Source organism: Streptomyces sp. NPDC097107 (assembly GCF_044762405.1).
Classification (GTDB): Bacteria; Actinomycetota; Actinomycetes; order Streptomycetales; family Streptomycetaceae; genus Streptomyces; species Streptomyces thinghirensis.
This window is the reverse complement of the sequence record NZ_JBIWEF010000004.1, coordinates 564,890-586,934: the sequence shown is the minus strand read 5'-3', so window position 1 is coordinate 586,934 and position 22,045 is coordinate 564,890. Positions and strand designations below refer to the sequence as shown.

The following is a 22,045-nucleotide window of genomic DNA, read 5'->3' as shown; positions in this document are numbered from 1 at the left end:
TTGATGCCGTCGATCAGGGAGTGGCGGCAGCCGTACTTGTTGTCGAACTTCGACTTGGTGACCGCGTCGTTGACGTTGATCGCCGGGAACAGGAGGGTGCCGTCGCGGTGCATCTCGTACAGGCGGTGGACACCGGTCGTCGTCTCCTCGGTCACGCCGCGGATCTCGGACGCCAGCTGGGTCCACTTCTGCGGGCTCTCGCTCACCGTGCGGGTGAGGAGTTCGAGGATGACGCGGTGCTCGTCGGACTCGGCGGTGTCGACCGAGGGGACCTTGCCGTCCTTCTCGTACTCGACGCCCTTGTGGACGAGGAGGGTGGCGTCACCACCGTCGTCCAGGATCATGTTCGGGCCGCCGGTGGGGGTGTTCGGCCAGGTCAGCGCCTGCTCAGTGCACCACCAGTACTCCTCCAGGGTCTCGCCCTTCCAGGCGAAGACGGGGACGCCCTGCGGGTTGTCGGGCGTGCCGTTCGGACCGACGGCGATGGCGGCGGCCGCGTGGTCCTGGGTGGAGAAGATGTTGCAGGAGGCCCAGCGGACCTCGGCGCCCAGGGCTACCAGGGTCTCGATGAGTACGGCGGTCTGCACGGTCATGTGCAGGGAGCCGGTGACGCGGGCGCCGGCGAGGGGCTGGGCCTCGGCGTACTCCTTGCGGATCGCCATGAGGCCGGGCATCTCGTGCTCGGCGAGGGTGATCTCCTTGCGGCCGAAGGCGGCCAGGGAGAGGTCGGCGACCTTGAAGTCCTGTCGGTTGTCGACAGTCGTCATTGCGAGCTGCTCCTCGGGTTGGGTCGAGGGTGGGTACGGCTGACTCCTGCACGGCGGCGGACACAGAGGTGCCCCGAAGAGGACACAGGCATGCCCGCGTGCGCGCAGCGCAGTCCGTCGGAGGCCCTCTCTCCCTCGGCCGGTCCGTGCTGGACCGCCCGACCGCCATCAGCAGCGACGTCTGGCTCCGTCCCAAGCTACACCGGTGGCGCCCGGCGTCCCCAGTCCGCCTCCGAACACTTCCGGACGTTCACTAAGCGTCACGGGATCTGGCCGGGGGAGGAAGCCGACGGGGCCCGCCGAGCGGATCGGCGGGCCCCGTGGGTGTGGCGGGCGCGGGTGTCAGTGGGCGGCGGGCGGCGCGCTCGGGCCGCCGGGGGTCGCCTCGCGGTCGGGGCCCTTGGTCGCCTCGGACTCGCTGTAGATGTCCGGTTCCAGGTAGATGACGCGGGCGATCGGGACGGCCTCGCGGATACGGGCCTCGGCGGCATCGATGGCGGAGGCGACCTCGGTGGCCGTGCCGTCGTGGCGGACGGCGATCTTGGCGGCGACGAGGAGTTCCTCCGGGCCGAGGTGGAGCGTGCGCATGTGGATGACGCCGGTGACCGTGTCGCCGGCGACGATCGCGGTCTCGATCCGCTGGACCGCCTCGGTGCCCGCGGCCTCGCCGAGCAGCAGGGACTTGGTCTCGACGGCCAGGACCAGCGCGATCACGATGAGCAGTACGCCGATGCACAAGGTGCCGATGCCGTCCCAGACGCCGTCACCGGTGAGCAGGGCCATGCCGACGCCGCCGAGGGCGAGGACCAGGCCGACCAGGGCTCCGAGGTCCTCCAGGAGGACGACCGGCAGCTCGGGGGCCTTGGAGTGGCGGACGAACTCCTTCCAGGACTTCTTCCCGCGCAGGGCGTTGGACTCGTTGATGGCGGTCCGGAAGGAGAAGGTCTCGGCGATGATCGCGAAGACCAGGACGCCCACCGGCCAGTACCAGTGCTCGATCTCGTGCGGGTGCTTGATCTTCTCGTAGCCCTCGTAGAGGGCGAACATGCCGCCGACCGAGAAGAGCACGATGGAGACGAGGAAGGCGTAGATGTAGCGCTCGCGGCCGTAGCCGAACGGGTGTTGCGGGGTGGCCGCACGCCGGGCGCGCTTGCCGCCGAGGAGCAGGAGTCCCTGGTTGCCGGAGTCGGCGAGGGAGTGCACGGACTCCGCGAGCATCGACGACGATCCGCTGAAGATGAACGCCACGAATTTCGCTACCGCGATCGAGAGGTTGGCGAGCAGTGCCGCCACGATCGCCTTGGTTCCGCCTGACGCGCTCATGTGTCGCGTTGTCCCTTCGCCTGCATCTGCTTCGTCTGCGTCCGTACGCCGGTGGGGGCTCGGCCGGTACCCCGGCTTCGCCCCTTCTTGGCGGTGCGCCATTGTTGCAGCCCGCGCGGGCCCCGAAGTGCCGGATGCCCCGTCGTACGTCCCTCAGACCCGCGTCACACGCGGACGGTGGCCCGGAAGACCGTGCCGCTCCCGGAGACTTCGGCCGTTTCGTCCGCCGGGACGAAGACGGACCGGCCGGGGGCCAGTTCGTGCTCGCCCGCCCGTACGGTGCCGGCCGTGCAGAGCAGGATCTGCGGGGTGGGCAGGGTGAGGTCGCGGACGCCGGAGCCCTCGGGGAGTACGTACCGGGACAGGCGGAACTCGTCGATCGGGGTGTCGTAGACCTCTTCGCCGTCGGGGGAGGCCTCCGGGCGGAGGATGCCGGGGTCGCCGGCCTCGAAGCGGACGATGCGCAGGAGTTCGGGGACGTCGACGTGCTTGGGGGTCAGGCCGCAGCGCAGGACGTTGTCGGAGTTGGCCATGATCTCGACGCCGAGACCGTCGAGGTAGGCGTGCGGGATGCCGGCGCCGAGGAACAGGGCCTCGCCGGGCTGGAGCCGGACGTGGTTGAGGAGCATGGCGGCGAGGACGCCGGGGTCGCCCGGATAGTGGTGGGCGATGCCGGCGTAGGGCGCGTAGGCGCCGCCGAGGCGGTCGCAGGCGGCCGCGGTCTCGGTGACCGTGCGGGACATCTCCTCGGGGTCGGCGGTGAGGATCGCGGTGAGGACCTCGCGCAGGGCGGCGTCCTCGGGGTGCGCGCGCAGCAGGTCGGCGTAGGGCTTGAGGGAGGCGACGCCGAGGCCGTCGAGGAGGTCGGCCGTCTCGGCGGGGGCGCGGAAGCCGCACAGGCCGTCGAACTCGGTGAGGGCGCAGATCAGTTCGGGCTTGTGGTTGGCGTCCTTGTAGTTGCGGTGCGGGGCGCTCAGGGGGACGCCCCGCCGCTCCTCGTCCTCGTAACCGGCCCTGGCCTGCGCCAGGTCGGGGTGGACCTGGAGGGAGAGCGGGGCGCCGGCGGCGAGGAGTTTGAGGAGGAACGGCAGCCGGGGGCCGAACTTGGCCGCGGAGGCCGCGCCCAGTTCCTTCTCGGGGTCGGCGTCGACGACTTCGGCGAGGGTGCCCCGGCCGGTGCGGGAGGGGGCGCCGGGGTGGGCGCCCATCCACATCTCCGCCTGCGGTTCGCCGGTCGGCTCGGTCCCGAGCAGGGCCGGGATCGCGGTGGTGGAGCCCCACGCGTAGGGGCGGACGGTGTTGTCGAGGCGGTCCATGGGCTCTCTCTGCCGGTGCGTGTCCTGTGCGTACGGTGACGTACGCGATGGTGCGTACGGGTCAGGCGCCCGAGGCGAGCGCCAGGTAAACGGCGGCGAAATCCGTGATGGCGATCAGTTCCGCGAGGGTCTCCAGTTCGCCACCCGCTTCGGGCTCCAGCTCGCTGATCGGCGTGTCATGGCCGAGGGCCAGGTCACGGGCGCCCGGGGCAGCGGTGAGGCCGCCGCTGGGGCGGTCGCGGAGGAGCACCACGCGCGCGTGCAGAACGGGGGCCTCCTCGACGCGGTCGCGGAAGAAGTCGTCGGGGTCGGCCGCGGCGGCGAGTCGACCGGCGAGCAGGGCGCTGTGCGCGGCGAGCGCCTCGGGCAGTTCGGCGACGACGGCCGGGGTGCCGGACAGTTCGGCGAGCGCGGCGGCGAAGCGGCGGCCCGCCGGTCCGGCCGAGGTGCCCTCGGTCCAGACGACCGGCAGGGAGTCGGCCAGCTCGGAAGCCAGGGTCTTGGCCGGGTTGCTGTAGGTCACGATGGCCGGACCGCAGCGTTCGGCCATGCGGTCGAGGCGGTCGGCGACCTTCTCGATGGCCTCGGGCGGCGCGTCGAGCAGGGCGGTGCGATCCAGCAGCGCGAGGAGCGGGGTGAGCAGCGCCCACAGGACGCCGGGGGCGGCACCGGCGAGGGGCTCGTCGTGGTCGTAGAGGGCGGTCGCCATCGGGATGAACAGGCCGTGGGAGGCGTTCACCGACTCGCTGAGCGGCGAACGGGCGGGGGCTACGGCGACGACTGTGCAGCCCCGGCGGTAGGCCTGTTCGGCGAGCAGGGCGAGGCCCGGTTCGGTGCCGTCGGGGGTGGCGATCAGCAGGAGGTCCACGGAACCGGCCCAGCCGGGCAGTTCCCAGCGCAGGGCGCCCGCGGCGGGGGCGACGCCCGTGGGGGCGAGGCGGGTGACGGGGCTGCCTGCGCCGGCGAGGGTGCCGAGGAGGTCGGCGGCTTGGGTCGCGGCGGCGCCGGGGCCGGCGATCAGGACGGCGCGGGGGCGCCCGTCCGGCTTGAGGTTGCCGACTCCGGCCTCGGCCGCGTGCCGGGCGGCGGTGCGCACACGGGCGCCGGCCTCGGCGGCGCCGCGGAGCAGGCCGCGGCGGTCGGCCTCGGTGAGACGCTCCGGGGCGTCCAGCAGCGATTCGTCGAGCATGGCGGCAGTCTCCGATCGCCGGATGCGTTCGTTCGGGTGCGTACGCGGGGCCGCCGGCCGCGGGGCGGCCGTCGGCTGCGCGGGCTGCGTGGGGCGGCTGCCCCTCGGGGCCGACGGGCCTCGGTTACTCGGGGCGGCGGGCCTCGTCGACGAGGAGGACGGGGATGTCGTCGCGGACCGGGTACGCCAGGCCGCAGTCCTGGCCGGTGCAGATCAGCTCGGTGTCCTGCTCCTTGAGGGGGGAGTGGCAGGCCGGGCAGGCCAGGATCTCCAGGAGGCCGGCTTCGAGCGGCATGGGGGTTCCCTTCGGGGGCGGGGCGGCTTGTGCGGACGTGCTGGTCAGGGTACCGCCGGACAAGGACGGGTGTCGGGCCGTACGGCGGGCGGGCGCCCGGCGCCGGTGCTGGGGGGTTGAGTCGCGCAGCCAGGCGCCCTGCGGGGAGCCGCCGCGCCCACCCGTGCCGCCCCTGGGGGTACCTCCCAGGCCGTTCAGGCACTGGGGGAGGCACGACTGCCCGCGGCTAGGGGGTGTCGTCTGGATCAGGCCGGCTCCGGACGACGGTGCGACTGACCCGAGCGGGGTCTGGTGCGTGCGGCTGCAAGGCGGGGAGGGCGGCAGGGCGGAGCCCTGGCAACCGACGACAACGCCGCGGATGCGCGTGCCAGACCCCGCGATCCCGGCAAGGTCCAAACGACACCCCCCCTAGGCCCGGATGATCGCCAGTGCCTCGTCGCGGACCTTTGTCATCGTTGCCTCGTCACGGGCCTCCGCGTTCAGGCGCAGCAGCGGTTCCGTGTTGGAGGGGCGGACGTTGAACCACCAGTCGGCGGCCGTGACGGTGAGGCCGTCCAGGTCGTCCAGGGTGATGTCGTCGCGGCCCTCGTACGCGGCCCTGATCGCGGCGAGGCGGGCCGCCTGGTCGGTGACGGTGGAGTTGATCTCGCCGGAGCCGGCGTAGCGGTCGTACTGGGCGACCAGGCCGGACAGCGGGCCCTGCTGGCCGCCGAGGGCGGCGAGGACGTGGAGGGCGGCCAGCATGCCGGTGTCGGCGTTCCAGAAGTCGCGGAAGTAGTAGTGCGCGGAGTGCTCGCCGCCGAAGATCGCGCCGGTCCTGGCCATCTCGGCCTTGATGAAGGAGTGGCCCACGCGCGTGCGTTCCGGTGTGCCGCCGTTCTCCTTCACGACCTCCGGCACGGACCAGGAGGTGATCAGGTTGTGGATGACCGTGCCCTTGCCGCCGTTGCGGGCGAGCTCGCGGGCGGCCACGAGCGCGGTGACGGCGGACGGGGAGACCGGGTCGCCGTTCTGGTCGACGACGAAGCAGCGGTCGGCGTCGCCGTCGAAGGCGAGGCCGAGGTCGGCGCCCTCCTCGCGGACCCGCTTCTGGAGGTCGACGAGGTTGGCCGGGTCGAGCGGGTTGGCCTCGTGGTTGGGGAAGGTGCCGTCGAGTTCGAAGTACATCGGCACCACGTCGAGCGGGAGGCCGGTGAAGACCGAGGGGACGGTGTGGCCGCCCATGCCGTTGCCCGCGTCGACGACGACCTTGAGGGGGCGGATGGTGCTGAGGTCGACGAGGGAGCGCAGGTGGGCCGCGTAGCCGGCGAGCGTGTCGCGCCGGGTGACGGTGCCGGGGCGGGGCGTCGGCTCCGGGGCGCCGGAGGCGCTCCACCGCTCCACGGACGCGCGGATCTCGGCGAGGCCCGTGTCCTGGCCGACGGGGGCGGCGCCCGCGCGGCACAGCTTGATGCCGTTGTACTGGGCCGGGTTGTGCGAGGCCGTGAACATGGCGCCCGGCAGGTTCAGCGCGCCGGAGGCGTAGTACAGCTGGTCGGTGGAGCACAGGCCGATCCCGGTGACGTCGGCGCCGCGGGCCGCCGCCCCGCGCGCGAAGGCGCCGGACAGCCCGGGGGACGAGGGCCGCATGTCGTGGCCGACCACGATGGCGCTCGCGCCGGTCAGCTCGACGAACGCCGCGCCGAACAGCTCGGCCAGCGACTCGTCCCACTGGTCCGGCACCACACCGCGTACGTCGTACGCCTTCACGATCTGCGACAGATCAGCAGCCACGGCCAACCTTCCTGAAAGTCCTGTCGGAGCCCACAAACTACCCGTAACCGCCGACGGGGCGCCGTGGGGTTCCGGAAGGTCAGGGCAGCATCCAGCCCAGGACCGGTGTGGACTGCCCGACCACGATCAGGCACATCACCAGCAGCAGGCCCAGGCTCCAGGGCAGCACCTTGCGCAGCAGGTCGCCCTCGCGGCCCGCGAGGCCGACGGCCGCGCAGGCGATGGTGAGGTTCTGCGGGGAGATCATCTTGCCGAGGACACCGCCCGAGCTGTTGGCGGCGGCCAGCAGCTCGGGCGACAGGCCGGACTCCCGCGCGGCGGTCACCTGGAGGGCGCCGAAGAGCGCGTTGGCCGAGGTGTCGGAGCCGGAGACGGCGACGCCGAACCAGCCGAGTACGGGTGACAGGAAAGCGAGGCCGGCGCCGGCCGCCGCGACGAAGTGGCCGATGGTGGCGGCCTGGCCGGAGAGGTTCATGACGTAGGCGAGGGCGAGGACGGAGGTCACGGTGAGGATCGCGAACCGCAGTTCGCGCACGGTCGCGAGCCACTCCTCGACCGCCACGCGCGCGTGCACGCCGAGGACGACGGCCGTGGCCAGGCCGGCGAGGAGTACGAGCGTGCCGCCGGTGGAGACGATCGGCAGGGAGAAGACATTGCCGCCGACCGGATCGCCCTCGGGGTCGGCGACGTCCAGGAACGGCCAGTCGTACGTCCGGGTCGCCTTCGCCAGCCAGTCCTTGACCGCCGGGATCTGCGCGACGGAGAAGATCGCGACGATCAGCGCGTACGGCGCGTAGGCCCGCACGACCTCCCGGCGCGGGTCCCGCTCGTCCAGTTCCTCGCTGCGTACGCCGGTCAGGACGGACGCGCGTACGGGCTCGGCGGCGGGCCTGCGGGCCTGGGGCACGGCGACCAGGGCGGCCGCGCCCAGCAGGGCGGCGCCGATGTCGGCGAGCTGGGCCGAGATGTAGTTGGAGGCGACGAACTGGGCGACGGCGAAGGCGACACCGCAGGCCATCGCGGGCACCCAGGTCTCGCGCAGCCCGCGCCGCCCGTCGACCAGCCAGACCAGCAGCAGCGGGACGACGAGGGCCAGCAGGGGCGTCTGGCGGCCCACCACGGAGGCGACGTCGTCCAGCGGCAGCCCCGTGACCTGGGCCAGCGTCACCACGGGGGTGCCCATCGCGCCGAAGGCGACCGGCGCGGTGTTGGCGACCAGCGCCACGACCGCCGCGCGCACGGGGTCGAAGCCGAGGGCCACGAGCATGACCGAGCAGATCGCGACGGGCGCTCCGAACCCGGCGAGCGCCTCCAGCAGGGCACCGAAGCAGAAGGCGACGACCAGGGCCTGGATGCGCGGGTCGTCGGAGAGCCGGCCGAAGGAGCGGCGCAGGATGTCGAAGTGCCGCGTGCGGACGGTCATCCGGTAGACCCACAGGGCGTTCACGACGATCCACAGGATGGGGAAGATCCCGAACAGGGCGCCCTGGACGGCGCTGGAGGCCGTCTGGTCCAGCGGCATGCCGTAGGCGAGCCAGGCGACGAGTACGGCCGCCAGGAGGCCCGTGAGACCCGCCAGGTGCGCCTTCATCCGGACGCCGCCCAGCAGAACGAGGACGATCACCAGGGGCAGGCCCGCCACCAGGGCGGACAGGCCGAGCGAACCGGCGACTGGTTCCAGTTCCTGGACGTACACGCGCGCCTCCCCGGATTCCGCCATGCGAAAGCGGTTTCTCGCTACTTCCGGAATGGTCGTGTCCGCGACAAGGGGACGTCAATGGGTGTGCGGCAACGGATGACGGCCGAAGTGGCTGGGGTGGCCCAGGGGGTTGGGTGGCTCAGTTGTCAGGCGAGCGCAGGACGCGCAGGTGGCCGCGGCGCGCGACCTCCATCGGGTCCGCCGACCGCCGACCGCCACCCGCCCCCGCCGCCCGATCCTGGGGGCGGGCCGCCTCGCGCACCGCGTTGGCGAGCGCTTCCAGGTCGTCGCCGCTGGGACGGGCCGGGGCCGAGCCGTCGAGCAGGCGGACGACCTCCCAGCCGCGCGGGGCGGTGAGGCGCTCGGAGTGCTCGGCACACAGGTCGTAGCAGTGGGGTTCGGCGTAGGTGGCGAGCGGGCCGAGGACCGCGGTCGAGTCGGCGTAGACGTACGTCAGCGTCGCGACGGCGGGACGGCCGCAGGCGGTGCGCGAACAGCGACGTACAGGGCTCACGATGTTGGACGGTACCGCACTCTTGAGCGGGCCGCGAAGACTCCCCACCGGGTCACACCACCGTGTCGTGGTGTGAAACGCCCCACAGGACTCTCTGTTCGCACCTCGTTGACCTGCACGGACGCCGGTTTCCTGGATGCTGGACGGCTCCGGAAGCGGTCGCGAACCGATACGAACAGCGACATTTGCCTTGAGTTCGACGGTCGCGGAGAGATACGGAATCGAGCCCAACCTTGGCTGGAATGGTCATCCGGCGACATGCCGTACGAGGTGCCCCGGGCGCTGTCCGGTGTGCGTGTGCGGTCCGGCGCGCGGCACCGGCGGGGACTACCCTTCACCAGTGATGGACAACCCCCTGACACCCCGTGAGGCAGGCCGCCCGGGGCCCCGCCGCCGTGATCGACACGGTCGGGGCATGCGCGGCCCGATCGCGCCCCCGCAGGTACCGCTCGCCGCGAGCCGCGGCGAGGTGTTCGCGGATCTGGTGCAGGACTCCGTGGAGCGCCTGGAGCGGCGGTGGCCGCAGCTCGCCGACGTCGATTTCCTCGTCCTCGACGTGCCGCGGCCGGCCGCGGACGCCGGGGAGGCCTGGCACGACGAGGCGGTTCCGCTCGGGGGGACGGTGCCCTCGCGGGACGGGCGGCGGGGGCGCGTGGTCGTGTACCGGCGGCCGGTCGAGATCCGGACCAAGGGCCGGGACGAGCGGGCGGCGCTCGTGCACGAGGTCGTCGTCGAGCAGGTCGCGGAGTTGCTGGGGCTGACGCCGGAGACGGTGGATCCCCGGTACGGGGAGGATTGAGCGGGCCTGCGGATGCGTGGCGCGGTGGTCCGGTGCTTGCCCTGTGCCCGGCGCGGGGGCGGGGTGGGGTGGGGTGGGGTGCACGGCCCGGCGTCGCGGGGTGCATCCCGCGCTCTCGGCTTCTCCCTCCGCTCTCGGCTTCGCTCGCGCGGGAGACCCCATGAGCGGGAGGTGCCCCTGCCACCCCCACCCTTGCCGCCCCTGGCGGCACGTATGCCCGCGGCCGCGGGCGGGAGCGTGCCGCGGGCGGGAGCGGCGGCCGCGTGCCCGTAGGGCCTACTCCTGCAGTACCGACAGGTCCTCGTCCGCGTTCGGTACCGAGACCGTTCCCCGGTCGTCGGGGAGGGTCTGGACGGTGAAGGACGCCACGTCGTCGTCCTCTCCGGTCAGGGTGCGGGACGCGTACACCGGGCCGCCCGAGACGGTCTCGACCGTCAGTGCGTAGGCGCCCTTGAGGCCGGCGGGGACGGGTGCCTCGACGTTCTGGGTCGTGCCGCCCCTGATCGTGTACGTCTTGGTCGCCGTCGTGCCGCCCTCGGTGCCCGCCGAGGCCGTGACCTTGACCTTCGCGGTCTCTCCGATGGCGGCCAGAGAGAGAGTCGTGCGCTTGGCGCGGTTGTCCGCGGACGTCGCGCGCGCACCGACCGGGTCGGCGGCCGGAATGAACGCCGACTCCTGTTCACCGCCCTTGCCCCGCACGACCCGGACCGCCGCCACGACCGGCACGGACCCGCCGGTCGGCGTCAGCACCAGCGATCCCGCCTCGCCGCGTGTGACCTCGCCGAGGTCGACGCCCGTCGTCATGCCCGCCTTGACGTGCACCGTCTCGTGCCCGGCGGGCGTGATCGACCCGGACGGCGAGGCGAGGCGCACCTTCAGGTCGGCGTCGGTGCCACCGGGTGTGAACAGCACCAGGCGTACGGCTGTGGCGTCCTCGGGGAGGCCCGGCAGTACGAGTTCGCCCGCCGGGTCCGCGGCCGCGGTCAGCCAGTCGCCGCCGGTCTTGTCGTCCAGGGCCTGCACCGCGGCGCCGACCCGTCCGCTGCGCACGCCGACGTGCACGGTGACGTCGGTCTGCTCCACGTCGCTGAGCGTGGAGAGCAGGAGGGACTCACTGGTGTGCGGCGGCACGGTGATCCCCTCCCCCACCGTGGACTTCAGGGCTCCGTCCCTGCCGTAGAGCTCGATGTCGACGACGGCCGCCGAGTCGTCGGGGTTCGTCAGGTGCACGTAGTCCGTGCGGTCGGTCGCCGTGCTGGCGCCCGGGAACCAGAACTCCGTGTCCGGAGCGGTGCAGTTGACGCCCTGCAGTCCCCGGCCCGTCCCGGCGGCGACCTCGGTGGTCTGCTGGACCGTCCAGCCGGGCGCGTAACCGCCGTCGGCGGTGCCGACCAGCGCGGGGGCGTCGGCACCGGAGGTGCTGCCGGTGACCGGCGTACCGGGCGCCTTGGGCTGCACGACGGGCTGCTCGGTCTTCTTCCCGTCCTCGGGAGTACCGGCCGCGAGTGCGGCCCTGCCCTTCTCGTCGGCGCCCTCGGTGACGGGCGTGAAGGACGTGTACGACGTCTCGGCGAGGTCGGAGGTGCTGGGCGCCGGGCACAGCAGGCTGGTGCGCTCCACGGGCAGCCGGGCGGCCGGCCGGCCGGTGTCCGCGCCGGTGGCGTCCGGTGTGGACACCGCCGCGAAGCCGGTGATCGCGGCGAGCGCGGTCGCGCCGGCGAACAGGGACAGGGTGGTGCGCTTCACTGCTGGCTCCCGTCGGGACGCTCGCTGCCCGTGCCGTGGGGGTGGTGGGGCTGGGAGGGGTCGTACGGCGTGTCGTAGCCGGCCCGGCCGTACGCCTGGTCGTAGGCGGGGTCGTACGTGCCCCCCTGGGACGGGTCGCCGTAGGCGTAGGGGTCGTACTGGGCGTGCTGGCCGGCTTCGTGCTGACCGGCCTCGTACTGACCCGTCTCGTACTGACCGGCCTGGCCGCCCTGGTAGGCGTCCGCCGGGTACTGCTGCTGTCCGTACCCGCCCGGGTCGTACTGCTGGGCGTCCTGGTACTGCTCGCCGCCGTACGTGCCGTAGGAGTTGTACTCGGCACCGGCGTACCCCGCCGAGTCCCACTCGCCGTACGTCGGCTGCTGCGGAACCGTCACGGGCGTCTCCGCGGGCGGGCCGGCCTGCGCGGAGGCGTCCGCGGCCTCGGTCACCGGCTCGCCTCCCGCCCCGGCCTCGGCCTCCGCCTCGGCCTGGGCGCGCAGTCGCCTGGCCCGACGGCCTTCGCCCTCGACGGCCTCGCCGGCGACGAGCGGCTCTTCGGGCAGGTCGTCGTCGACGTCGCGGCGCCTGCCGGGCAGGGCGAGGACGACCAGGACGACGGCGAGGAGGCCCTGGGCCCACAGCCAGGCGGTGCGGGTGAACGGGGTGTCGTAGGTGACGTCCAGCTTTCCGCCGGAGGCGGGGAGTTCGAAGCCCTGGGCCCAGCCGTCGACCGTGGTGCGGGTGAGCGGCTTGCCGTCCAGGGTGGCCGTCCAGCCCTCGGCGGCGGTGTCGGCGAGGCGCAGCACGCGGCCGTCGGAGCCGGACGGGATCTCCGTGTGGATCTCCACGGGCCCGGCCGCGACGGGCTGCGGCTCACCGGCACCGGAGCCGGAGTCCGCGCCCGGGTCTTCGCCGGACACGATGGTCGCGCGCGCGACCTCCTGGTCCACCCGCCACAGTCCGCTGCCGTCCTGCTGGCTCAGCCGGCTCAGACCGGGCGTGGCGTCCAGGACGCGGGTGACCTCGCGGGGCGCGCCCTTGTGCACGAGGACGTAGCGCACGGCGAAGCCGCCGAGCTGGTCGGCCTGGTCGGCGCCGGAACCGGCCACGAGGTTGGCGACGATCTTGTCGAGCCCGCTGTTCCCGCCGTCTCCGGCGGCCAGTTCGCCGTCGCCGAGACGGGCTCCGGAGCCGCGGACCAGCATGTAGCTCACGTGGGCCGGGGAGTCGCTGTCGAGGACGAGGGTGCGGGCCTGGTCGCGGGTGTGGCTCTCCTCGGCGACGAACGCGGGCACCTGGACGGGATCGCGTCGCTCCAGGGGGCCGTCGGCGCCCCCGATCATCCAGCCGGCGGCGGCGATCAGCGGGCCGGCGGCCGAGGCGAGGGCGATCAGGGCGGCGACGGGCTGGCGCCAGCCGAAGCTCTGCTCGGCCACCCGCGAGCGTGCCCCGTCGGCGCCGAGGGTGGCGGCGGACAGCAGGGCGATGCCGTAGACGAGGGTGGCGGGCCCGGCCCAGGCGGAGCGGTTGGAGAGGACCGCGAAGACCAGGGCGACCAGGGCGACGGCCCAGGCCGTGCGGATGCCCAACTGCCGTTCCGAGCGCAGCAGAGCGGCGAGTGCGGCCAGCACGATGCCGATGAGGATCAGCCCGCCCACCGTACCGGGGCCGCCGGGGCTCGCCCCGAGCAGGTCGAGGGCGGAGGCGGCCGAGGAGCCGTGGTCCAGTCCGGCCTCGTCGAAGAAGCCGAACGGGAGCAGCGTCAGCGACCAGGGGGCGAGGAGCAGCAGGGGGGTGCCCAGTTGGGCGAGGAAGCGCAGTCCGTACGCCGCGATGTCGCCTCGGCGCAGGGCCAGGACGCCGACGCCGAGGAGCAGCGCGAGGGGCCACACGACGGGCGTGAAGGCAGTGGTGATCGTCAGCAGCAGCGCGTACGCCCAGGTGGCGCGCCAGCTGCCGCGGGTGCCGGACGAACTCGTCAGGCCGGCCGCGGCGGCGCCCGCGCGCGCGATGAGCGGCAGCAGTACGGCGAGGACGGCGGTGCCGATGCGGCCGCCGGCGAGCGCGCCGGTCGCGGCGGGCAGGAAGGCGTAGGCGACGGCCGCCCACGCGCGCAGCAGCCGGGAGGTGACGAGCGGACGGGACGCGAAGTAGGCGGTGACGCCGGCCAGGGGCACCGAGCAGACCAGCAGCAGGGTGACGGCCAGGCCGGTGGAGCCGAGCAGCACGGAGGCCAGCGTGGCGACGATCGCGAGGTAGGGCGGTGCGGAGGCGGTGCCGCCGGTGCCGACGGTGTGCCAGGCGTCCGTGTAGCGCGCCCACAGCTCTCCGGCGCCGGCCGGGGCGGGCAGCAGCGCGCCGCCCGCCAGGGCGCCGCCGCCGAGAAGCGCGCGGCAGGCGGCCAGGGAGACGAACAGCAGCACCAGGAAGAGCACCGGGCCGGGCTTGCGGGCGATGCGCTTGAGGCGGGCGAACTGCTCGATCTCCAGGAAGTCGGCGTCGTCGCCGCCGGGTCCGGACTCGATACCGCCGCCGTGCCGCCCGGCGCCGGTGGCCGTCTCGGCGTCGGAGCTGCCGGCCAGGCTGCCCGCGGCCTGTTCGACGGTGACGCGGACGGTCGCGCCGGGGGGCGGGAACAGGGGGCGCAGTTCGTCCTTCTCGACCTGCGGGCGGCCGCGTTCGCGCCGCCCGGCGAGGATGCGCTCGGGGCGCAGCAGGACGCCGAGCAGGCCGCGGATCTCGTCGACGGCCTGTCCGGGGACCTTGCCGACGAGGTAGGCGAGGGTGCGCAGCAGGGTGCCCACGACGATGCGCAGCAGCACCCAGGGCAGGGCGGCCGTACGGACGTTGACGAGGAGGGTGTGGACGGCGCCGGCTTTGTCCACCTTGTGCGGGGAGGCGGTGGTGCGGCCCGCGCAGTCGACGGCGCGGCGTTCGCGGGAAGCGGCCTCCGCGTGGCGTACGACCGCCTCGGGGGCGACGAGGACGCGGAGGCCGGCGGCGTGCGCGCGCCAGCACAGGTCGACGTCGTCGCGCATCAGGGGCAGCCGGCGGTCGAAGCCGCCGAGCCGCTCGAAGACGTCACGCCGGATCAGCATGCCCGCGGTGGACACCGACAGGACGGGCCGGACGTGGTCGTGCTGGCCCTGGTCCTGTTCGCGGCGGTCCAGGCCGGTCCAGCGGCGGCCGGAGTTGGCGATGGAGACGCCGACCTCCAGCAGCTGCCGGCGGTCGTACCAGCCGCGGAGCTTGGGGCCCACCACGGCGACGTCGTCACGGCCGAGTTCGTACTCGTTGTCCACGACGCGCAGCAGCTGGGCCAGGGCGTCGGGTTCGGGGGCGCAGTCGTCGTGCAGCAGCCACAGCCACTGCACCGGCTCTCCGTGGGGAAGCTCCGGCAGGTCGTAGGTGTCGTCGCGCCAGGTGCGCGTGACGGGGTCCCAGCCGCTGGGCCGCCTCAGGTACGGCAGGTCGTCCGGGGTGAGGACGGGGGCGGTGCGGGCGGCCTCCTCGACGGCCTGGCCGAAGCCGGTGCGCCGGGCGAGGTGGAGCACGCGGTCGTCACCGAGGGCGTCGGTCACCAGCCGGGCGGAGTCGTCGGCGCTGCCGGTGTCGGCGGCCACGGCGTACTGGACGGGGCGCTCCTGGCCGAGCAGCCCGGCGAGCGCGTCGGGCAGCCAGCGGGCTCCGTCGTGGGCGACGAGGACCGCCGTCACCACGTGACGCGGGAACTCAGGTGTGGCAGCGAGGTCTTGCTGGGCTGCCGTGTGGCTGTGCACGGACATCGAGGTACGGGCCCCGGTTCGGTGGACTGCGGTGGACGCCCGTGCCTGTTGGGGGTGGCGGGGCGTCTCGGACGAGCGCCCACACTATCGGCTGGGCAGGGCGACGGCCCGCCGCCTGTGGACAACCCACCCGCGAGGTGCCGTTCCTGCCGTTGCGTACGCGGGGTGGTGCGGTACGTGCGGAGACCGCGCCGCCCGTCGGACCGCGGGTCGACGGCGGGTCAGACGGCCGCCTTCTTCAGGCGGCGGCGCTCCCGCTCGGACAGACCGCCCCAGATACCGAACCGCTCGTCGTTGGCAAGGGCGTACTCGAGGCACTCGGAGCGGACCTCACAGGCGAGGCAGACCTTCTTGGCCTCCCTGGTGGAGCCGCCCTTCTCGGGAAAGAAGGACTCGGGGTCGGTCTGGGCGCACAGTGCGCGCTCCTGCCAGCCGAGTTCCTCGTCCGCGTCGTCGACCAGCAGTTGCTGCACCAGCTCGGTCATGTGCGCCCCTCGTCTGTCTTCGCGTCCCCGTGATCTAGCCGTTACCGATTCCGGCTGAACGACACGAGTGAAATTACAAGTGTGCTGATCCGGGCGAGTCAAGCCGAGATCTGCTATTGGGCCCCTTATTCACTCTGCGGAACCAAGGCCAAGCGGAAAGTGTTCAAATCGGCATAAACCTCGACATACCAATGTGGGTCCCGAGGGCAGCCGACCCGCTTGGAGTCCGCACAGGGAAGGACGCCCGGGTGTTCGATCCCGTTCCGATACACACGCCGAAGCGAACCTGATCACATTCGGATCACGGGATCGCAACGGGGGTTGTGCGCCCGGCTTGTGCGCCATGTGTCCCGGAAGCCCCCCGAGCAAACCTTTCACCTTTGAGATGAACCGGATGAGGTGAAACATGTCCTACATAACGGTCACCGAGTTGACAGTGCTGGTGTGAAGCGCTGTCCTTGTGGGCATGCTCGCGAACTTGGCGCTCACCTCGACCCGCACCGCCGGGTCCCACGGTGCTGCCCGCGCTCGCTGTAGCTGTTGCTGCTGTTCCAGCTGTTGAGCCAACCGCGCTCCGGCTGTCCCGAGTCCACGCGACTCGTGTCTTCACTGCCCGCCCCACCAGGGCGTTCTCCGTCTTCCTGCTTCGCCTCCCGCACTCTTCCGCCGAGGACCCACCGCACCCATGAACAGCGACAGCGACCTCCAGATCGCCGGCGACATCCTCGAAGTCCCCCACCTCCTGCAAGCACCGCGCGAGCACCCGGCCACCGTCGCCGAGTTCGCCGGCCTTGCCCGGTCCATCGCCGCCGACCGGTCCGAGTGGGAGCACCTCGTCCGTTACGACGCGACGACGCGCTGGTACCACCGGCTGCGCACGGGCCCCGGCTACGAGGTCTGGCTGCTGTCCTGGCTGCCCGGTCAGGGCAGCGGACGCCATGACCACGGGCCCTCCTCGGGAGTGCTGACCGTCCTGCACGGCACCGTGACCGAGCACACCGGGCGCGGCACGCGTGCGCTGCGGGCAGGGGCACAGCGCGTTTTCGCGCCGGGATACGTGCACGAGGTGGTCAACGACGCGCTGGAGCCGGCGGTCAGCCTGCACGTCTACTACCCGGGGCTGACGGACATGCCGATGCACTCCGCGCGGTGCTCGGGTGCCGAGGCGGGAGCCGGTGCCGGTGCGGTGACGACTGCCTGACGCGGTGTCGTACCCGCCTGCAAGACTGGGGCCATGCGCATTGTGGTTCTGGCAGGCGGCATCGGCGGTGCCCGGTTCCTGCGTGGTCTGAAGCAGGCCGCGCCGGACGCGGACATCACGGTCATCGGCAACACCGGGGACGACATCCACCTCTTCGGGCTGAAGGTCTGCCCGGACCTCGACACGGTGATGTACACGCTCGGCGACGGCATCAACGAGGAGCAGGGCTGGGGACGGGCCGACGAGACCTTCCACCTCAAGGAGGAACTCGCGGCGTACGGCGTCGGGCCCGAGTGGTTCGGCCTCGGCGACCGCGACTTCGCCACGCACATCGTGCGGACGCAGATGATCGCCGCCGGCTTTCCGCTCAGCGCGGTGACGCAGGCCCTGTGCGACCGCTGGAAGCCCGGCGTGCACCTCGTTCCGATGACCGACGACCGCGTGGAGACCCACGTCGCCGTCGAGCTGGACGGAGAGCGCAAGGCGGTCCACTTCCAGGAGTACTGGGTACGGCTGCGGGCCTCGGTTCCCGCCGAGGCGGTCGTACCGGTCGGCGCCGAGCAGGCCAAGCCGGCACCCGGTGTCCTGGAGGCCATCGCGGAGGCGGACGTGATCCTCTTCCCGCCGTCCAACCCGGTCGTCTCCGTCGGCACGATCCTCGCCGTGCCCGGCATCAGGGAGGCGATCGCCGACGCCGGGGTGCCGGTGGTGGGCCTGTCCCCGATCGTCGGGGACAGGCCCGTACGCGGGATGGCCGACAAGGTGCTCGCGGCGGTCGGCGTGGAGTCCACGGCGGCCGCGGTCGCCGAGCACTACGGCTCGGGACTGCTCGACGGCTGGCTGGTCGACACGGTCGACGCGGACTCCGTCACGCGCGTGAAGGCGGCCGGCATCCTCTGCCGTACCGTACCGCTGATGATGACCGACCTCGACGCGACGGCGCAGATGGCCCGTGAGGCGCTGACGCTGGCCGAGGAGGTGCGGGAAGCGTGAGCGACGGCGTGCGTGACGGCGCGTCCGGCCCCGGGGACGGCTACCGGGTGTGGGCCGTCCCGGGTCTGCCGGAGGTGCAGCCGGGCGACGACCTGGCCAAGCTGATCACGGCGGCCGGGCCCGCCCTCGCCGACGGGGACGTGCTGCTCGTCACGTCCAAGATCGTGTCCAAGGCCGAGGGCCGTGTCGTGGAGGCCGCCGACCGGGAGGCCGCGATCGACGCGGAGACCGTGCGGGTGGTGGCCCGGCGCGGCGCGCTCCGCATCGTCGAGAACCGCCAGGGCCTGGTCATGGCGGCGGCCGGGGTCGACGCCTCCAACACACCCTCCGGGACGGTGCTGCTGCTCCCCGAGGACCCGGACGCCTCCGCGCGCGGCATCCGCGACGGACTGCGCGACGCGCTGGGCGTGGACGTCGGCGTGGTCGTCACCGACACGTTCGGGCGGCCCTGGCGGGCCGGACTCACGGACGTGGCCATCGGCGCCGCCGGCGTCCGGGTCCTCGACGACCTGCGCGGGGGCACGGACGCGCACGGCAATCCGCTGGGCGCCACCGTCGTCGCCACCGCCGACGAGCTGGCCGCCGCGGGCGACCTGGTCAAGGGGAAGGCGGCCGGGCTGCCCGTCGCCGTCGTGCGCGGGCTCCCGCAGGTGGTGGCGGAGGACGACGGCGAGGGCGCGCGGGCGATGCTGCGCGGTGCGCGCGACGACATGTTCCGGCTGGGCACGTCGGAGGCGGTACGGCAGGCGGTCACCCAGCGCCGTACGGTTCGGGCCTTCACGGACGAGCCGGTCGACCCCGGCGCCGTACGACGGGCGGTGGCCGCGGCGGTGACCGCACCGGCGCCGCACCACACGACGCCATGGCGGTTCGTGCTGCTGGAGTCGGCCGAATCCCGCACCCGGCTGCTGGACGCGATGCGGGACGCCTGGATCGCGGACCTGCGGCGGGACGGCAAGAGCGAGGAGTCGGTCGCCAAGCGGGTCCGGCGCGGGGACGTGCTGCGGAACGCGCCGTATCTGGTCGTCCCCTGCCTGGTCATGGACGGCTCGCACACGTACGGGGACGCGCGGCGCGACCGGGCCGAGCGGGAGATGTTCGTGGTCGCCACCGGCGCCGGCGTGCAGAACCTGCTCGTCGCGCTGGCCGGGGAGCGACTGGGTTCGGCGTGGGTGTCCTCGACGATGTTCTGCCGGGACGTCGTGCGGGAGGTGCTGGGGCTGCCGGGTGACTGGGACCCGATGGGTGCCGTCGCCGTCGGTCATCCCGCCGAGGAGCCGCGGGCGCGGCCGGAGCGGGACGCGGAGGCGTTCATCGAGGTGCGGTGAGCTTGTCCGGGCGAGCCTTTACCCTCGTAGGGGCTTCCGCTTCCCCGCATGCCCTCACGTCCCTTTCCCCCGCATTCCCTCACGTCTCTTTCCCCGCACTCCCTCGCGCCAAGGACCTCTCTCGTGGCAGGACGTTTCGCTCCCCGGCCCACGCGCGCTTCGGTGCGCGGTGGGGAGGGCGTCGTGCCCGCGGGCGGTGTGCCCCGGCAGACCGTGGCGCCGGGGAAGGTACGGGTGTGGGTGCCGGACGGGCCGCTGGAGCTGGGGCTGGTGCTCGGTCCGCTGCGGCGCGGGCCGGGCGATCCGACGTTCCGCACGATGCCGGACGGGTCGGTGTGGCGGGCCAGCCGGACGCCCGCCGGGCCGGGCACGCTGCGGGTCACCGCGCGCGGCGGTGAGATGCGGGGCGAGGCCTGGGGGCCGGGAGCGGACTGGCTGCTGGAGCAGTTGCCGCGGATGCTGGGCGCCGACGACGATCCGTCCGCGTTCGTGCCGCGGCACCGGCTGCTGGCGTTCACGGCGCACCGGCGGCCGGGGCTGCGGCTGGCCCGGACCGGGCTGGTGATGGAGTCGCTGATCCCGTCGATCCTGGAGCAGAAGGTCACGACGCTGGAGGCGTACCAGGCGTGGCGGCTGCTCGTACGGAAGTACGGGGAACCGGCGCCGGGTCCCGCGCCCGGACGGATGTGTGTCATGCCGTCGGCGCGGACGTGGGCGATGATCCCGTCCTGGGAGTGGCACCTGGCCGGGGTGGACGACAAGCGGGCGTCGACGATCCTGCGGGCCGTGCGGGTCGCCGCGCGACTGGAGGAGGCGGCCGGGATGGAACCGGCGGCGGCGCAGGAACGGCTGGAGGTCGTGTCCGGCATCGGGCCGTGGACGTCCGCGGAGACCGTGCAGCGCAGTCATGGGGCACCGGACGCGGTGACGGTGGGGGATCTGCATCTGCCGGGGATCGTGGGGTTCGCGCTGGGCGGGGACCGGGACGCGGACGACTCCGTAATGCTGCGGCTGCTGGAGCCGTATGCCGGGCAGCGGCATCGGGCGGCTCGGTTGGTGTTGCTGAGTGGGCGGGTGCCGGGGCGGCGGGCGCCGCGGATGGCTCCGCGGGGGATTGAGCGGCTCTGACGCTGCTCCGCCGGCCTGCTGGTCCGGTCCTTCCCGGTTGCCCGGCGTGGGTGTGGGGCGGGGCGGGGCGGGGCGGGTGGCGCGGCCCGGCGTTGCGGGGTGCCTCCCCCACGCTCGGCTTCTCCCCCGCGCTCGGTCTCTCCCTCACGCTCGGCTTCTCCACCGCGCTCGGTCTCTCCCCCGCGCTCGGCTTCTCCACCGCGCTCGGTCTCTCCCCCACACTCGGCTTCGCTTGCGCGCTCGGCTTCTCCCCCACACTCGGCTTCGCTCGCGCGCTCGGCTTCTCCCCCACACTCGGCTTCGCTCGCGCGGGCCCCATGAGCGGGAGGTGTCCCCACCGCCCACCCGTGCCGCCCCTGGGGGTACCTCCCAGGCAGTTCAGGCACTGGGGGAGGCACGACCGCCCGCAGCCACGCGACACGACTGCCCCAGCGGCGCGGCGCGGCGCGGCGCGGCTGTCCGCAGCTGCGGGCGGTTCACGGCAGTTGCCGCCGCAGGCACCCCGCGCAACCGCCGGAGGCCTACGCGTCGGACGAGAAGCGGAGTGCTGCCGGGGGGATGTGGGCGTCGCACCAGATTCGGGCGCCGGAGCGGAGTTCGTTGTCGGCGCCGATGACGGCGCCGTCGCCGATCACCGTGTCGGTGAGGACCGAGCGGGTGCCGACGCGGGCGCGGGTGCCGATGAGGGAGTCGGTGACGACGGCACCCGGTTCGATGACCGCGCCGGGCAGGATCGTGCTGCCGAAGACGCGCGCACCCTCCGCCACGAAGGCGCCCTCGCCGACCACCGTGCCGCCGGCCAGCTTGGCGTCGGGCGCGACCCGCGCCGTGGGGAGGACGAGACGGTCGCCGCAGCGGCCCGGTATCGCGGGGGACGGGACGCGGCCGAGGACCAGGTCGGCGGAGCCGCGTACGAAGGCCGCCGGGGTACCCAGGTCCAGCCAGTACGTGGAGTCGACCATGCCCTGGAGGTGGGCTCCGGTGGCGAGGAGCTCCGGGAAGGTCTCGCGTTCGACCGAGACGGGGCGGCCGTGCGGGATCGTGTCGATGACCGAGCGGCGGAAGACGTACGCCCCCGCGTTGATCTGGTCGGTGACGATCTCCTCGGAGGTCTGGGGCTTCTCCAGGAAGGCCAGCACCCGGCCCGTCTCGTCCGTCGGCACCAGGCCGTACGCCCTCGGGTCGGTCACCTTCGTCAGGTGCAGGGAGACGTCCGCGCCCGTCGTCCCGTGGGTGCGGACCAGCGCGCCGATGTCCAGGCCGGTCAGGATGTCCCCGTTGAAGACGAGGACCGGGTCGTCGGGGCCCGAGTGCAGCCGGGACGCCACGTTGCGGATCGCGCCGCCGGTGCCGAGCGGCTCCTCCTCGGTGACGTACTCGAGGTGGAGGCCGAGGGCCGAGCCGTCGCCGAAGTGCGGTTCGAAGACCTCCGCCAGGTAGCTCGTCGCGAGCACGATGTGATCGACGCCCGCCGCCTTCGCCCGCGCCAGCTGATGCGTGAGGAACGGCACCCCCGCCGCCCTGACCATGGGCTTGGGCGTGTGCACCGTGAGCGGACGCAGCCGCGTGCCCTTGCCGCCGACCAGGAGGATCGCTTCTGTCACCGTCGTCTCTGCTTCCTGCCGGGACCGGCCGAACTGTCTTTCGGCCGGCCAGTGTATGCAGACCGTTCCATGGCGCCCTCGGTGGTCGTGCGGTGCGCCG

At 73.3% G+C, this 22,045-nt stretch carries 17 protein-coding genes; 5 read left to right on the top strand and 12 right to left on the bottom strand.

The genetic code is table 11. The features are described 5' to 3' along the window. The 8 genes from ACIQ1J_RS12765 to ACIQ1J_RS12730 form a co-directional block, all read right to left on the bottom strand. Positions 1–767, bottom strand: a 767-nt coding sequence (locus ACIQ1J_RS12765) for an adenosylhomocysteinase (RefSeq protein WP_403556620.1), incomplete at its 3' end; no start/stop codon positions are given. 342 nt (positions 768–1,109) lie between these two features. After that, entirely contained in the window at positions 1,110–2,090 is a 981-nt protein-coding gene (locus tag ACIQ1J_RS12760; protein WP_403556618.1) for a cation diffusion facilitator family transporter, read from the bottom strand. 164 nt (positions 2,091–2,254) lie between these two features. Next, on the bottom strand, positions 2,255–3,406 hold the full coding sequence (manA, locus tag ACIQ1J_RS12755) for a mannose-6-phosphate isomerase, class I (RefSeq protein ID WP_403556616.1): 1,152 nt from the start codon (positions 3,404–3,406) through the stop codon (positions 2,255–2,257). 61 nt (positions 3,407–3,467) lie between these two features. After that, positions 3,468–4,595 (bottom strand): SIS domain-containing protein, encoded by a 1,128-nt coding sequence (locus ACIQ1J_RS12750; RefSeq protein ID WP_403556614.1) that lies wholly within the window; start codon positions 4,593–4,595, stop codon positions 3,468–3,470. A gap of 124 nt (positions 4,596–4,719) precedes the next feature. Then, complete coding sequence (locus tag ACIQ1J_RS12745; RefSeq protein ID WP_121747407.1) at positions 4,720–4,890, bottom strand: Trm112 family protein; 171 nt, start codon at positions 4,888–4,890, stop codon at positions 4,720–4,722. A gap of 408 nt (positions 4,891–5,298) precedes the next feature. Beyond that, positions 5,299–6,663 (bottom strand): phosphomannomutase/phosphoglucomutase, encoded by a 1,365-nt coding sequence (locus ACIQ1J_RS12740; RefSeq protein ID WP_403556612.1) that lies wholly within the window; start codon positions 6,661–6,663, stop codon positions 5,299–5,301. Between the two features lie 79 nt (positions 6,664–6,742). After that, positions 6,743–8,359, bottom strand: coding sequence for an L-lactate permease (locus ACIQ1J_RS12735; RefSeq protein ID WP_403556665.1), 1,617 nt, complete (start codon positions 8,357–8,359; stop codon positions 6,743–6,745). Between the two features lie 142 nt (positions 8,360–8,501). Next, a complete protein-coding gene (locus ACIQ1J_RS12730; protein ID WP_403556610.1) occupies positions 8,502–8,924 on the bottom strand; it encodes a DUF3499 domain-containing protein in 423 nt (140 codons plus the stop codon). A gap of 295 nt (positions 8,925–9,219) precedes the next feature. Between ACIQ1J_RS12730 and ACIQ1J_RS12725 the strand changes: the two genes are divergently transcribed. Further along, a complete protein-coding gene (locus tag ACIQ1J_RS12725; RefSeq protein WP_386512993.1) occupies positions 9,220–9,675 on the top strand; it encodes a metallopeptidase family protein in 456 nt (151 codons plus the stop codon). A gap of 276 nt (positions 9,676–9,951) precedes the next feature. Here the strand turns inward: ACIQ1J_RS12725 and ACIQ1J_RS12720 are convergent, their stop codons facing one another. From ACIQ1J_RS12720 to ACIQ1J_RS12710, 3 genes are all read right to left on the bottom strand, one after another. Then, a complete protein-coding gene (locus ACIQ1J_RS12720; protein WP_403556607.1) occupies positions 9,952–11,421 on the bottom strand; it encodes a DUF5719 family protein in 1,470 nt (489 codons plus the stop codon). Then, positions 11,418–15,206 carry a glycosyltransferase family 2 protein gene (locus tag ACIQ1J_RS12715; protein WP_403556605.1) on the bottom strand — a complete coding sequence of 1,263 codons (3,789 nt, stop codon included), beginning with the start codon at positions 15,204–15,206 and terminating at the stop codon, positions 11,418–11,420. Before ACIQ1J_RS12715 ends, ACIQ1J_RS12720 begins: the two co-directional genes overlap by 4 nt. Positions 15,207–15,427: 221 nt before the next feature. Beyond that, positions 15,428–15,691, bottom strand: a complete 264-nt coding sequence (locus ACIQ1J_RS12710; protein WP_003975777.1) for a WhiB family transcriptional regulator — start codon at positions 15,689–15,691, stop codon at positions 15,428–15,430. A gap of 685 nt (positions 15,692–16,376) precedes the next feature. Here ACIQ1J_RS12710 and ACIQ1J_RS12705 point away from each other — a divergent pair. From ACIQ1J_RS12705 to ACIQ1J_RS12690, 4 genes are all read left to right on the top strand, one after another. Further along, a complete protein-coding gene (locus ACIQ1J_RS12705) occupies positions 16,377–16,892 on the top strand; it encodes a cysteine dioxygenase family protein (RefSeq protein ID WP_210962902.1) in 516 nt (171 codons plus the stop codon). 33 nt (positions 16,893–16,925) lie between these two features. Beyond that, positions 16,926–17,885 carry a 2-phospho-L-lactate transferase gene (gene cofD, locus ACIQ1J_RS12700; protein WP_403556602.1) on the top strand — a complete coding sequence of 320 codons (960 nt, stop codon included), beginning with the start codon at positions 16,926–16,928 and terminating at the stop codon, positions 17,883–17,885. Beyond that, positions 17,882–19,213, top strand: a complete 1,332-nt coding sequence (locus ACIQ1J_RS12695) for a coenzyme F420-0:L-glutamate ligase (RefSeq protein ID WP_403556600.1) — start codon at positions 17,882–17,884, stop codon at positions 19,211–19,213. The genes cofD and ACIQ1J_RS12695 overlap by 4 nt, the downstream gene beginning before the upstream one ends. A 123-nt stretch (positions 19,214–19,336) precedes the next feature. After that, positions 19,337–20,341: a DNA-3-methyladenine glycosylase family protein gene (locus ACIQ1J_RS12690; protein ID WP_403556598.1), complete on the top strand. Its 1,005-nt coding sequence runs from the start codon at positions 19,337–19,339 to the stop codon at positions 20,339–20,341. Positions 20,342–20,862: 521 nt separating this feature from the next. On the opposite strand, the gene ACIQ1J_RS12685 is transcribed toward ACIQ1J_RS12690, so the two are convergent. Beyond that, a complete protein-coding gene (locus ACIQ1J_RS12685) occupies positions 20,863–21,945 on the bottom strand; it encodes a sugar phosphate nucleotidyltransferase (protein ID WP_403556596.1) in 1,083 nt (360 codons plus the stop codon). Positions 21,946–22,045: the final 100 nt, after the last annotated feature.

Bases quoted from the DNA above. Each gene is read 5' to 3' on its own strand.
- ACIQ1J_RS12715 (WP_403556605.1), bottom strand. From the start codon at position 15,206: ATGTCCGTGCACAGCCACACGGCAGCCCAGCAAGACCTCGCTGCCACA.
- ACIQ1J_RS12750 (WP_403556614.1), bottom strand. From the start codon at position 4,595: ATGCTCGACGAATCGCTGCTGGACGCCCCGGAGCGTCTCACCGAGGCC.
- ACIQ1J_RS12725 (WP_386512993.1), top strand. From the start codon at position 9,220: ATGGACAACCCCCTGACACCCCGTGAGGCAGGCCGCCCGGGGCCCCGC.
- ACIQ1J_RS12710 (WP_003975777.1), bottom strand. From the start codon at position 15,691: ATGACCGAGCTGGTGCAGCAACTGCTGGTCGACGACGCGGACGAGGAA.
- ACIQ1J_RS12705 (WP_210962902.1), top strand. From the start codon at position 16,377: ATGAACAGCGACAGCGACCTCCAGATCGCCGGCGACATCCTCGAAGTC.
- ACIQ1J_RS12760 (WP_403556618.1), bottom strand. From the start codon at position 2,090: ATGAGCGCGTCAGGCGGAACCAAGGCGATCGTGGCGGCACTGCTCGCC.
- manA (WP_403556616.1), bottom strand. From the start codon at position 3,406: ATGGACCGCCTCGACAACACCGTCCGCCCCTACGCGTGGGGCTCCACC.
- cofD (WP_403556602.1), top strand. From the start codon at position 16,926: ATGCGCATTGTGGTTCTGGCAGGCGGCATCGGCGGTGCCCGGTTCCTG.
- ACIQ1J_RS12745 (WP_121747407.1), bottom strand. From the start codon at position 4,890: ATGCCGCTCGAAGCCGGCCTCCTGGAGATCCTGGCCTGCCCGGCCTGC.